This is a genomic window from Parabacteroides sp. Marseille-P3160 (assembly GCF_900162725.1).
Taxonomy (GTDB): domain Bacteria; phylum Bacteroidota; class Bacteroidia; order Bacteroidales; family Tannerellaceae; genus Marseille-P3160.
Genome location: NZ_LT799418.1, coordinates 3,498,859 through 3,511,976 on the forward strand (window position 1 = coordinate 3,498,859; position 13,118 = coordinate 3,511,976).

Consider the following 13,118-nt stretch of genomic DNA (forward strand, 5'->3'; position numbering starts at 1 on the left):
CCCGCCACGTCTATGCCGGAGGAGAGATAGGATGGGACCAGACTCATACACGGATCTCGGCGGGTGTGGAAAACATCCAAAATCATGTCTATTTCGGACAAGAAGGCATTCCTGTACAGGAGGGAGACAACATACAGGTTCTGACTGCCCGCTTCAAGCAAGACTTTCTCACCCGTTCGTTCGGATGGGAAAACGAAATAGCCTATCAGAAGAGTAGTAAGGAAAGCGTCCTGCCTCTTCCCCAGATCAGTGCCTATACCAATATTTACTGTACGTTCAAAATGGCGAAAGTATTAACAATACAAATGGGAGCGGATGCCCATTATTTTACAAAATACGAAGCTCCATACTATGAACCGGCAACACAGCAGTTCCAGTTGCAGAAAGACGGTACCAAACTAAAAATCGGAGAGTATCCTATTATTAATGCTTATGTAAATTGCCACCTGAAGCAAGCCCGTTTCTTTGTGATGGGATACAATTTAGGCAGTTTGTTCATTGACCCCGATTATTTTTCCCTCCCCCACTACCCTCTCAATCCCATGGTGCTTAAATTAGGCATTTCTGTTTATTTCAATAATTAAGGAAAACATGAAACGAAACGCCCAGACAATTCTACGTTCTTTTTTCCCTTTGCTGATCATCATCTGCTGTGCATTGATCACCATCCTGTCCTACCAAAAAGGGAAGCCCCGCGACTATAACGAAATAAAGAAAGAAGGAGTATTGCGGATCGTAACGGAATATAATCAATATGATTATTATATATCGGGAGATACTGTCGACGGTTTTCAGTATGCACTTAGCCGGGCGATTTCGGATATTTCCGCACTTAATATTGAAATTCATCTGGAGATGAGCCTGGAAAAAAGTTTCAAGGGACTTGCCCAAAAAAAATACGACCTCATCGCCCGCAACATACCGATTACTTCCGAACTTAAAGAGAAATATCTTTTTACGACGCCTATTGTCTATAACAAACAAGTATTGGTGCAACGCACCGAGGAAGCGAATAACGGCATCAAACCCATCCGTAACCAGTTGGATTTAGCCCGGAAGACGCTTTACATACCTAAGGACTCTCCCGCCCTTTTACGGCTTCAGAACCTGGAGCATGAAATCGGCGATACGATCCATGTGGTGGAAGAGCCGCTTTATTCTTCCGAACAACTGATGATGATGGTTGCCCGGGGGGATATCGACTACGCGGTCTGTGATCAGCAATTAGCCGTTCTTTCACAAAAGCAACTGCCGGAAATAGATATCCAGACCGATATCAGTTTCACACAGCTTCAATCCTGGGCGGTACGAAATGGCTCCCCGGCATTGCGGGACAGTCTGAACCATTGGCTGGAACAAATCCGCCAAAGCGGCCTATTCGAGCAGATATATAAAAAATATTACCGTCGCCCTAAAGTTTAAATTATTCATTTTTAAATGGAAGCAGGTTTATTCCCAAAAATTACGTATTTTTACACTAGATTTAAAGAAATAAAATGAGATTTGACGAATTAGAGCTGGAAGAGTCCGTCCTGGATGGTCTCGATGCAATGAATTTTCAAGAAACGACGCCGGTACAGGCACTAACAATTCCATTGATTTTACAAGGAAAAGATATTATAGCTTGCGCACAAACCGGTACGGGCAAAACTGCAGCCTACGTGTTACCTATTATCAACGAATTGAGCAAAGGCATCCATCCGGCCAATGCCGTAAATGCCGTCATCATGGCTCCGACACGGGAACTGGCGCAACAGATCGACCAACAGATCGAAGGATTTACTTATTTTATCCCCGTCTCTGCGGTAGCTGTCTATGGAGGAACCGACGGGGTTGCCTGGGAGCAGCAAAAACGGGGGATGGAAATGGGCGCCGACATCGTAATCGCCACTCCCGGACGGCTGATCAGCCATCTGAAGATGGGCAGTGCCGACCTGTCGAAAGCATCGTTCTTTATCCTCGATGAAGCCGACCGCATGTTAGACATGGGATTCTTCGACGATATCATGCAGATCTATAAATGCCTTCCGAAAACTTGTCAGACGATCATGTTCTCAGCAACCATGCCGCCCAAGATACGAACCCTGGCCAAGACCATCTTGAAGGATCCCGAAGAGGTAAAGATAGCCATCTCCCGCCCTCCGGAATCGATCATGCAAACAGCTTATATCTGTTACGACGCCCAGAAGATACATATCCTCGAACAGCTCTTTCAACAAAAGCCCCCGGAACGGGTTATTATCTTTTCTTCTTCCAAAATGAAAGTGAAGGAATTGACTTCCGTCCTGAAAAAGATGAAACTGAATGCCGCCGCCATGCACTCGGACTTAGACCAGCCCCAGCGTGAACTGGTGATGAAGGAGTTCAAGAACGGGCATATCGATATTCTCGTCGCAACGGATGTGGTATCCCGTGGGATCGACATCAATGACATCAAGTTGGTTGTCAATTTCGATATACCTCATGATCCGGAGGACTATGTACACCGCATCGGACGGACGGCGCGAGCCGGCGGGGAAGGATTGGCTATCACGTTCGTCGCCGTGGAAGAACAAGCGAAGTTCAAACAGATTGAAGACTTTCTGGAGAAAACGATTTATAAAATCCCCGTAGATGCTGCTTTCGGAGAAGCGCCGGCCTACGAGCCGGAACTAAACAAGCGCTTTCTCAAACGCAGAGGGAGCGGAAGGCCTCAGGGAAGCGGAAAAGGAGGCAATTCCAAAGGTTCTTCTTCCTCTTCCCGCAACCGGAACCGGAAAAATCCCGCAAATACAAAGTAACCGGCTTATGATTTGTTTCCCGAATGCGAAATTGAACCTGGGGCTTCATATCACGGGCAAGCGGCCGGATGGATATCATGATATAGAGACCGTTTTCTATCCCGTTCCATTAAAAGACGCTCTGGAAATTGTTCCGGCAACTGCCTTCTCCTTCAATCAATCAGGTTTGCAGGTAGATGCTCCGGTTGAACAGAACTTGGTCGTAAAAGCCCTTCGGTTACTGGAGCAACAGCATGCTATACCTCCTCTGGCCGTTTATCTGAAAAAAGCCATTCCCTTCGGCGCCGGATTGGGAGGCGGTTCCTCCGATGCCGCCCATTTGTTGAAACTGGTAAACGATTACGCCCAATTAGGGCTGGACAATGATTCCTTGGAAGCGCTGGCAACCCGGATAGGGGCCGATTGTCCTTTTTTTATCCGCAACACGCCGGTTTTTGCTTCCGGCATCGGAACTATTTTCGAACCGATACAACTTTCGCTCAAGGGTTATTATCTATGCCTTGTCCGGCCGGACATTACGATTTCCACGCGGGACGCCTATGCCCAAGTCAAGCCAGCCGAACCAACCCTGTCACTCAAAGAGCTGGCATGCCAACCGGTACGGGAATGGAAAGGCCGGATGGCGAATGATTTCGAAGCGAGCGTCTTCAGCCAATATCCTCTGATCGGAAAGATAAAAGAACAACTCTATGCCGCCGGCGCGGTTTATGCCGCCATGTCAGGCTCCGGTTCTTCCGTATTCGGCCTATTCGAACAGCCCGTAAAATTGAAAAGAGATTATCCGGACTATTTTGTCTGGGAAGGAGCTTTGGAATGAAAACATTCGCTCCGGATGCCTGGTTGCCCACCACGAAAAAAGAAGTCGAAGCGCGGGGATGGGATACGCTGGATGTTATCCTATTCAGCGGGGATGCCTATGTAGATCATCCTTCTTTCGGAGCGGCTGTCATCGGCCGCACGCTGGAGGCGCAGGGGCTACGGGTTGCGATCGTACCTCAACCGGACTGGCGGGGCGATTTCCGTGATTTCAAGAAACTGGGAATCCCCCGGCTTTTCTTCGGTGTCTCCCCGGGGGCAATGGACTCCATGATCAATCATTATACCGCTAACAAACGGCTTCGCAGCGATGACGCCTATACGCCGGATAAACGTCCCGGCATGCGCCCCGATTATCCCAGCATCGTCTATACGAAAATATTAAAAGAGCTTTATCCGGAGACGCCGATTGTACTCGGAGGCATCGAAGCTTCTCTCCGCCGGTTGACGCATTACGACTACTGGCAAGACCGGTTGTGCCCGGGCATTCTGGCGGACAGCCCTGCCGATCTGCTGATTTACGGCATGGGGGAACTTCCCGTCATTGAATTGGTAAAGCAGTTAAAAGCAGGTGTTCCTTTCCGGGAATTGAAGGAGATACCCCAAACAGCCTATCTGACCGGAAAACCGGATTCCCTTCCTGGAGATATCCGTCTTTTTTCCCATGAGGAATGCCTGAGGGATAAATTGAAACAGGCCCAAAATTTCAGGCATATTGAAGAAGAATCCAATAAATATCATGCCAACCGGATCCTTCAGGAGGTAGGCGGGCAAACGATTGTGGTCAATCCCCCTTACCCTCCGATGACAGAACAGGAGATCGACGCCTCTTTCGACCTTCCGTATACACGATTGCCCCACCCGAAATATAGAGGAAAAATCATTCCGGCCTATGAAATGATCAAGTTCTCGGTCAACATTCACCGTGGCTGTTTCGGTGGATGCGCTTTCTGCACAATTTCCGCCCATCAGGGAAAATTCATTGCTTCCCGTAGCCAGGAATCGGTATTGAACGAAGTAAGGCAAATTACGGAAATGCCGGATTTCAAGGGGAATTTAAGCGATCTGGGAGGCCCTTCCGCCAATATGTACCGGATGCAGGGAAAAGATTTGCGAATCTGCGAACAATGCAAAAAACCTTCCTGCATCTCCCCGACCATCTGCCGGAATCTGAATGCCGACCCGAAAGAAATGCTGGAGTTGTATTGCAAAGTCGATGCACTGCCCGGTATCAAACGGACGTTTATCGGCAGCGGAATCCGCTACGACCTCCTGTTACACCGCTATTCCGACGAGGCAGTCAACCAATCGGCACGCCGCTATCTGGAAGAGCTGATTGCGCATCATGTCTCGGGACGCCTGAAAGTGGCGCCGGAACATACGGAAGATAACGTACTGAGGCAAATGCGCAAACCGGGATTTACCCAGTTCGAGGAATTCAAACGGATCTTTGAGCAGGTCAACCGGGAGCACGGATTGAACCAGCAACTCATTCCCTACTTCATTTCCAGCCATCCCGGCTGTACCGAAGCGGATATGGCCGAACTGGCCGTTAAGACTAAAAAACTGAATTTCCATTTGGAACAGGTGCAGGACTTTACTCCCACTCCCATGACGCTGGCAACCGAAATGTACTACACCGGCTACCATCCTTATACATTGGAAAAAGTTTATACGGCGCGAACCAAAGAAGAAAAGCAACGCCAACGCCAGTTCTTTTTCTGGTATAAACCGGAATTCCGCCGCCAGATCACCGAATCCTTGCAGCGCATCAAACGCAAGGATTTGATCCAAAAACTATTTGGCCGTTGACCGGGTAAAAAAAACATGATACCGGTATTCATAGTACATCGAATTGGCAAACTCCACATCCAGCTTATATTTCTTCGCTAATTCGATAAAGAAAACGGGAGTATAAAGATATCCGTCGTCATAAACCGGCCTTCTCAGCAAATGGTTCTTAAAGACAGACAACCGCTGCTTTAAAAGCCGGAAAACGACCGATACGACCGAATCCGAATAATTAAACAAGCCCGCGTGCCACAAAGGATACAACCGCTCATTAACCACATCGAACAAACAGATCTTACCCTCCTCCGTCAGATGCTCCAATGCATTGGAGATAAAGTGTTCAACCTGTTTTTTATCCAGATATTGGATCACCTGTCCGGCCGATATCCGCTCAAAACGGCAGTTCCCGCCCTCCTCCTTTTCCAGGTAATCCCATATATGCACGTCGTCGTTCCGACTGAGCGAAACCCTATCCTCCAATTGATGAAGCCTCAGCCTTTCCTTTGCTTTATCGATCATCGCCTGAGAACTGTCCGCCCCTACGCAGACCTCATATTCAAGAGCATAATAAACCAATAGATCGGCAGAACCGCATCCGAAATCGAGCAAACTCTTCCCTCCCGCAAGATGAAAAAGTTTCTCCCTCGCCTCCTTTTGCAAAAAATCTTCCGAAGAAGAACGATGCATCCCCGAGGTCTTATCCGACCAATATTCCAACCAAAAGTTTTTTTTCATCAAGCGCAACAAAATTTAAACCGTTCCTTATCTTATTTCTAAAGGATGAAAGGCTGAAAAACAATTCCATAAACAACCGGATATAGTTCAATCATTTACCTGTTCAACATGCCGGTAGCATAACCGGATAGTTTCAAGGGCTGATTCGCCGCTACAAGCTTCAGGGTATTGGCCTTCCTGGATACAACGAGCAAAATATTCGCTCTCCTCACGGAATCCCTCGTTCGCATTTTCCACCGGAAGGCTGTGCGTTTCCTGATGGTCGGCTACTTTGATCTCTGTCCCGTCATAAGAATGCCAGACCAGGGAAGCCCGCTCGAAAGTTGCCTTGAAGCCGGCTTCAAACGGGAATTTGGAATGAAAGGTATTACCGCCCTCCACTTTCACTTGCAATTCCCGGTCGGCATACCTCCAGAAAGCGGAAAGATAATCCTGCGGACTGAGTGCACCGCCGAAGAAAGTCGATTCCACCTTTTCCGGCTGCCCGAGAAGAAAATGGAGGAAATCAATGTCATGGATCACCAAGTCGAACAAGGCTCCTCCCGACGAACCGAATTCCCGTTGCCGCTTTCCCCAGTCGCCCCAGTCCGGCACACCGGAGAAACGACTCAAACTGATAAACTTCAAAGCGCCATAGGTGTTCGATCGGTAAATTTCCCGTAACTTCCGGTAGGCCGGCATGAAACGGACAACGTGCCCGACACCCAATAAACGTTTCCGCCGCTTCGCCTCCTCGACCAATGCTTCCCCTTCGGCTATATCCAAGACAAACGGCTTCTCTACAAAAACATGTGCTCCCCGTTCCAATGATAGTTTCGCCATCTCATAATGCAATTTCGTATGCACACAGATAAAAACCAGATCAATGGTTTCTTTCTCCAGGCATTCCTCCAGGGTCATATACTTTGGAAGCGCTGCCAGTATTTCCGTATCGATGCCGCCGGTATCGAAATTACCACCCGGCTGGTAAATCCGGTTCAAATCCGCATCGACAATAGCGGAAAGTTCCATGCGCCCGCTCCGAAAGACGTTCAGTGCATGGGTCTTTCCCATAAAACCGAATCCGACAATCGCAGTTTTCAATTTTTTCATATAGTATAGAATCTAAGATAATAGGCCTATGTATTATGACCGGATGGCTTCTATCTCTTCAGCCGTTTTGGGAATCTGCTTACCCAACAGGCGGGAGCCGGTTTCCGTGATCAAATAGTCTTCTTCATTACGAAGGCCGCCGAAATCCTTATAGGTCTCCACCTTCTCATAATTGATGAATTCGGTAAAACGCTTTTCGCTCTTCCAGAGGTCGATCAGTTCGGGAATGAAGTAGATACCCGGTTCGATGGTATGAACAAAGCCCGGCTCCAAGATTCGTCCCAAGCGCAAGGATTTGCGGCCGAACTGCGCACTTTTCGGTTTTCCGTTATAGCCGACATGGATTTCGCCCAGATTCTCCATATCATGTACGTCCAACCCCATCATATGTCCTAAGCCGTGAGGATAGAAAAGGGCATGCGCTCCGGCCTTGACTGCCTCTTCGGCATCGCCACGCATAAAACCCAAACCTTTCAGCCCTTCCACGATTACCTTGGCCGACAGGTCATAGACCGCCTCGAAAGTAATTCCCGGACGCAAAGCCGCTACGGAAGCCTCATGGCAAGCGACCTGAATATCCAGGATCTCTTTCTGGCGAGTCGTAAATTGAGGATCCGCCGGTATAATCGACGACATATCTCCGGCATAACCCATTTCGGTTTCGGCACCGGCGTCCAGCAGCAACATATCCCCACTCTTTATCCAATTGGCATGGGAATGGTTGTGCAAAGTCTGCCCATTGATCGAGGCAATAGTCGGAAAGGAGAGTTCATAATTATTCGCATACGCTACTTCAGCCACCACTGCCGCCACCTCACTCTCCCGAATGCCCGGGCGAACCGTACGCATAGCAGCCAGGTGCATATCTGCCGTCACGATACAAGCTTTATCGATCTCGGCTATTTCCTCTTTTGACTTATAGATACGCTGGTTGATCACTCCATAAATAAAAGGGAGTGAAGGCTTCTCGGCGCCCGGTAAGATCCCCAACCAAGCCCATAGCTTCAGTTGATGCTCCGGACGGTAGGTCGGCAGGTAATGAATCGTCTGCCCCTTCCGCTGAGCATTTTTCAAATATGCCTCGACTTCTTTAAAAGGCAGGACGGTTTCGATGCCGGTTGCCTCGCTTTTCTCTTTCAAGGTCGGTTGCGTTCCCATCCAGACAATCGCGTCGATAGTCAATTCATCGCCGAAAATAATCTCCTTGTCGTTATCAATATCGATAATCGCCGAAAGGCCGGCAAAGGGAAGGCCGAAAAAGTAAAGGAAAGTAGAATCCTGACGGTAAGTATAAGTATTATCCGCATAGTTCGACCCACATTCGTCATTTCCCAAAAACAACAACAAGCCGGAGCCGATTGTCTTTTTCAACAAAGCGCGCCGGTCAATATAAGTTTTCTTACTGAACATAGCTATTTATTATTGATTCATCCCAAAGATAATCGATATTCTCCAGAATCTTCTGCTCAGGAAGCGAAAAAGCGGTAAATCGGTTTAATAAATCCAGTCTGTTGGATTTTAAACGGTAATGCCCCACGGATATACCTTGCGATTGTTCGGGAAAAATCGTATTATTGCATCCTCATAATCAAAAAACAATTATTTATGAAAAATTCACTCTGTTTTCTACTACTCCTTATCGGCATAAGCGCTTGCCAAACTTCGCAGAAGGATAAAAATGCCTCCCTTTCCTCCGATGTTAAACAAGAGGAATGGATTCAGCTATTTAACGGCAAAGACCTGACCGGTTGGACTCCCAAAATCACAGGATACCCTGTCGGCGAGAACTATGCAAACACCTTCCGTGTGGAAGACGGCCTCTTAAAAGTAAGCTACGACGGATACGACAAACCGTTCCGCAACCGTTTCGGGCATCTTTTTACGGATAAAAAATATTCGTATTACAAACTGCGTGTCGAATATCGCTTTACCGGCGACCAGATCGAAGGCGGAGAAGGTTGGGCCTTCCGCAACAGCGGCGCCATGCTGCATTGCCAATCCCCAGCCTCGATGCACTTAGACCAGGACTTCCCGGTGTCGATCGAAGCCCAGATACTCGGCGGCGAAGTAGGAGAAGAGCGCACGACCGGCAATGTCTGCACTCCCGGCACAGAGATCGATATCAATGGCGAACATTATACCGCTCATTGTTATTCTTCTCATTCAAAGACCTATCCGTGGAACGAATGGGCTACGCTCGAAGTGGAAGTCCGCGGCGATAGCATTATTCACCATATCATGGACGGGGATACGATACTAACTTATACTAAACCGATCGTCGCCGGAGGAAATGTATCCCCGACTCCCAACGTTACCCCCGGTCCGCTGAAAGAAGGTTACATCGCCCTCCAATCGGAAAGCCACCCCATCGAATTCAGGAAAGTAGAATTACTGGATCTGTCGGAAAAAACAAAATAAAAAAAGTTTGAAATTACGCTGAAGAATCGAGTATACTCAATTGATCCATCCAATGCACTCAATTTTGTTCACCCTAAACTTCGTATCTATAAGGTATCTCTCGAAAATTTACCAACCGGATTTTTCCGCTTGACCCAAATAAACAGGTCGAAAGAACGAAAAACAAAGGAAAGCCTGAAGTGACACTCTTACACTTCAGGCTTTCCTTTTTCTGTAAACAAATAAACAATACGCACTACCCCGAATGATAAGATGCCTCTTCTGTTTAAAATTTCCCATACGGAAGTTTGGCGAAGCATGTTGGGGATGGCAGCTATACCTTCGATCTTGTTTCTAATCGTACTGTTTTTTATTCCTGAAAGTCCCAGATGGCTCATTCTGAAAGCGAATGAAGGAAAAGCATTGCCTATTTTGAACCATATCTACGGGTCGAATGAAAAAGGTGCATTCGAAATGAATGAAACCAAAAGTGCTATAGGAAACCAACCAAGGGTACATTGGCGGGAGCTTTTTAAACCCGGTATCCGAAAGGCTGTACTTATCGGGGCGGCAATAGCTATATTAGGACAGTTTATGGGTGTCAATGCCGTTCTTTACTATGGCCCGTCCATTTTCGAGAGCAGTGGGCTTTCAGGCAGCGATTCCTTATTTTATCAGGTTATTGTCGGTTTGGTAAATGTACTGACCACGATTCTCGCCATGTTCTTTATCGATAAGATCGGACGCAAAAAGTTAGTCTATTTTGGCGTGTCCGGGATGATCCTCTCGCTGCTGTTGATCGCCTTTTACTTCATTTTGGGCACCGGATTAGGGATTTCGAATATTTTCCTGTTAATATTCTTCCTCTTATATATCTTCTTCTGTGCGGGTTCTATCTCCGCCGTTATTTTCGTCTTGTTATCGGAAATGTATCCGATTAGGGTTCGTGGACTGGCGATGTCTATCGCAGGACTTTCACTTTGGATTGGTACCTATTTGATAGGGCAATTAACTCCCTGGCTATTGGAAAATCTCCATCCGCAGGGGACATTTATTCTCTTTGCCCTTATGTGCATTCCATATATGCTGATTGTATGGAAACTGATGCCCGAAACGACAGGAAAAACGTTGGAGGAGATAGAGAAGTATTGGGAGAAATAAATTTCATAAAACACGAAACACTATATAATCATAAAAGACATGGATTTCAAAAAATTAGAAGAGCAATATAAATCAGAATTGCTGGAGAATGTACTTCCCTTTTGGCTTCAAAATTCCCAGGATAAAGAAGAGGGAGGGTATTTTACCTGCCTTGAAAGAGACGGATCGGTTTATGATACGGATAAATTCATCTGGCTTCAGGGTCGTGAGGTTTGGATGTTTGCCATGCTTTATAACAAGGTGGAGAAAAGGCAGGAATGGTTGGACTGTGCGATACAAGGAGCGGAATTCCTAAAAAAGCACGGTCATGACGGCTGCCTTAATTGGTATTTCTCATTGGACCGGAAGGGGGATCCACTGATTGAGCCCTATAATATCTTCTCCTACACTTTTGCGACGATGGCGTTCGCGCAAGTAAGCGTCGCTACCGGAAGTCAGGAATATGCAGATATTGCCCGCAGGACTTTCGATATCATATTGTCGAAGGTGGATAATCCCAAAGGAAAGTGGAATAAAGTTTATCCGGGTACACGGGATCTTAAAAACTTCGCCTTACCGATGATCCTGTGTAATCTCGGGCTTGAAATAGAGCATTTGTTAAGTGAAGAATATTTGTTAAGTCTGATGGAGACTTGCATTCATGAAGTGATGGATATGTTTTACCGGCCGGAGCTGGACGGTATTATCATTGAAAATGTAACTACGGACGGGCAACTGTCCGATTCTTTTGACGGGCGTGTTGTCAATCCCGGGCATTCCATTGAGGCCATGTGGTTTATTATGGATCTGGGCAAGGGAGTGAAGGTGGAGAGCTCATCTTTTCCCATACGTTTAAAAATTTCGAGCTGGAACTGGAATGGAAAATATCCAAAGGAGGGAATTCCGGTATATTATATTTAATACAGGAAATCCCGAATCAATATGCCGTTGCTTCGGCTCGGGAAGCTCAGGTTCTGGACAATGAAAATCATCCGGATGCCAAACTGGGAACAGACGGAAATCGGAAATCGATGTCCTTGTACGATTTAATTCCGGCAAAACCTCAAAATGCAAAACCCTACGGAAAATGGAATCGGGCGAAGATTAGAGTTGAAAATGGGAAAGTTACTCATTATCAGAATGGCAAAAAAGTCGTAGAATACACGCTATGGACTCCCGAATGGATTAAAATGCTTGATAATAGTAAATTTAGTGTGAAGGAATGGGCAGATGCCTATTATTTGATGTCCAACTGCGGTGGAGTAAAACGGGAAGGATATATCGGATTTCAGGATCACGGGAATGACGTCTGGTTCCGCAATATTAAGATAAAGATTTTAGAATAAAATGATATAGATTCATGCAAAACCATTATTGATTTTTACCTTGGAAGAGCCTTGCCGTTAAGAATGGAGGCCCTTTCTTTTTTTACTTAACAGCAGGAACCGGACATCCGCATATAAATAGATCGATACGGCGATCATGGTTCCTATCCCGGCAAAAACACATTTCACTTTCGGAGGATTGAGGAGTGCATAGATACCTAGAAAAAGTACACACAGACAAAGAGGGTAGGTAAATACCCGAATAGCAATGTTTTTTGCATTCCATTGGTAGGTCGGGACAGGGAATCCCATTGGTTTTTGAGGGTTGGAATCCATCTTAGAAATTATTTTTATTATTACTGACTTATTCCATTACGTAACATATTGAACGCTGAAAATTTAAAACCGTGTTTCTTCTTATTTATTGCCTCAAATGTATGAAAAAAAAGGAACAATNACTTTCACTTTGGATTGGTACCTATTTGATAGGGCAATTAACTCCCTGGCTATTGGAAAATCTCCATCCGCAGGGGACATTTATTCTCTTTGCCCTTATGTGCATTCCATATATGCTGATTGTATGGAAACTGATGCCCGAAACGACAGGAAAAACGTTGGAGGAGATAGAGAAGTATTGGGAGAAATAAATTTCATAAAACACGAAACACTATATAATCATAAAAGACATGGATTTCAAAAAATTAGAAGAGCAATATAAATCAGAATTGCTGGAGAATGTACTTCCCTTTTGGCTTCAAAATTCCCAGGATAAAGAAGAGGGAGGGTATTTTACCTGCCTTGAAAGAGACGGATCGGTTTATGATACGGATAAATTCATCTGGCTTCAGGGTCGTGAGGTTTGGATGTTTGCCATGCTTTATAACAAGGTGGAGAAAAGGCAGGAATGGTTGGACTGTGCGATACAAGGAGCGGAATTCCTAAAAAAGCACGGTCATGACGGCTGCCTTAATTGGTATTTCTCATTGGACCGGAAGGGGGATCCACTGATTGAGCCCTATAATATCTTCTCCTACACTTTTGC

General features: G+C 46.3%; 11 protein-coding genes and 4 pseudogenes. 11 read left to right on the top strand and 4 right to left on the bottom strand.

Annotated features, from left to right (window positions below):
- From BQ8014_RS14045 to BQ8014_RS14065, 5 genes are all read left to right on the top strand, one after another.
- A partial coding sequence (locus BQ8014_RS14045) for a putative porin (protein ID WP_234998052.1) occupies positions 1-584 on the top strand: 584 nt, incomplete at its 5' end.
- 7 nt (positions 585-591) lie between these two features.
- Positions 592-1,422, top strand: coding sequence for a transporter substrate-binding domain-containing protein (locus BQ8014_RS14050; protein WP_080904898.1), 831 nt, complete (start codon positions 592-594; stop codon positions 1,420-1,422).
- A 74-nt stretch (positions 1,423-1,496) separates the two neighbouring features.
- Positions 1,497-2,780, top strand: a complete 1,284-nt coding sequence (locus BQ8014_RS14055; RefSeq protein ID WP_080904899.1) for a DEAD/DEAH box helicase — start codon at positions 1,497-1,499, stop codon at positions 2,778-2,780.
- Positions 2,781-2,787: 7 nt separating this feature from the next.
- On the top strand, positions 2,788-3,597 hold the full coding sequence (gene ispE / locus BQ8014_RS14060) for a 4-(cytidine 5'-diphospho)-2-C-methyl-D-erythritol kinase (RefSeq protein ID WP_080904900.1): 810 nt from the start codon (positions 2,788-2,790) through the stop codon (positions 3,595-3,597).
- The gene (locus BQ8014_RS14065) at positions 3,594-5,408 is read left to right on the top strand and encodes a YgiQ family radical SAM protein (RefSeq protein WP_080904901.1); all 1,815 of its coding nucleotides are present in this window, start codon (positions 3,594-3,596) and stop codon (positions 5,406-5,408) included. Before ispE ends, BQ8014_RS14065 begins: the two co-directional genes overlap by 4 nt.
- Here BQ8014_RS14065 and BQ8014_RS14070 read toward each other — a convergent pair.
- The 3 genes from BQ8014_RS14070 to BQ8014_RS14080 form a co-directional block, all read right to left on the bottom strand.
- Positions 5,394-6,122, bottom strand: a complete 729-nt coding sequence (locus tag BQ8014_RS14070; RefSeq protein ID WP_080904902.1) for an SAM-dependent methyltransferase — start codon at positions 6,120-6,122, stop codon at positions 5,394-5,396. The two genes, BQ8014_RS14065 and BQ8014_RS14070, sit on opposite strands and share 15 nt — an antisense overlap.
- Positions 6,123-6,209: 87 nt before the next feature.
- On the bottom strand, positions 6,210-7,214 hold the full coding sequence (locus tag BQ8014_RS14075) for a Gfo/Idh/MocA family protein (RefSeq protein ID WP_080904903.1): 1,005 nt from the start codon (positions 7,212-7,214) through the stop codon (positions 6,210-6,212).
- Positions 7,215-7,247: 33 nt separating this feature from the next.
- Positions 7,248-8,624, bottom strand: a complete 1,377-nt coding sequence (locus tag BQ8014_RS14080; RefSeq protein ID WP_080904904.1) for an aminopeptidase P family protein — start codon at positions 8,622-8,624, stop codon at positions 7,248-7,250.
- Positions 8,625-8,819: 195 nt separating this feature from the next.
- Between BQ8014_RS14080 and BQ8014_RS14085 the strand changes: the two genes are divergently transcribed.
- The 4 genes and pseudogenes from BQ8014_RS14085 to BQ8014_RS14100 form a co-directional block, all read left to right on the top strand.
- Positions 8,820-9,632, top strand: a complete 813-nt coding sequence (locus tag BQ8014_RS14085; RefSeq protein WP_080904905.1) for a 3-keto-disaccharide hydrolase — start codon at positions 8,820-8,822, stop codon at positions 9,630-9,632.
- 261 nt (positions 9,633-9,893) lie between these two features.
- Positions 9,894-10,772, top strand: a pseudogene (locus BQ8014_RS14090) (MFS transporter); the annotation flags it as partial.
- A gap of 39 nt (positions 10,773-10,811) precedes the next feature.
- Positions 10,812-11,571: pseudogene (locus BQ8014_RS14095) on the top strand (AGE family epimerase/isomerase); the annotation flags it as partial.
- Positions 11,537-12,097, top strand: a pseudogene (locus BQ8014_RS14100) (DUF1080 domain-containing protein); the annotation flags it as partial. The pseudogenes BQ8014_RS14095 and BQ8014_RS14100, both read left to right, overlap by 35 nt.
- Before the next feature lie 57 nt (positions 12,098-12,154).
- On the opposite strand, the gene BQ8014_RS14105 reads toward BQ8014_RS14100, so the two are convergent.
- Positions 12,155-12,412 carry a hypothetical protein gene (locus BQ8014_RS14105; RefSeq protein WP_139785133.1) on the bottom strand — a complete coding sequence of 86 codons (258 nt, stop codon included), beginning with the start codon at positions 12,410-12,412 and terminating at the stop codon, positions 12,155-12,157.
- A gap of 125 nt (positions 12,413-12,537) precedes the next feature.
- On the opposite strand from BQ8014_RS14105, the pseudogene BQ8014_RS14110 reads away from it, so the two are divergent.
- Positions 12,538-12,723: pseudogene (locus BQ8014_RS14110) on the top strand (MFS transporter); the annotation flags it as partial.
- Between the two features lie 39 nt (positions 12,724-12,762).
- A partial coding sequence (locus BQ8014_RS14115) for an AGE family epimerase/isomerase (protein ID WP_200814459.1) occupies positions 12,763-13,118 on the top strand: 356 nt, incomplete at its 3' end.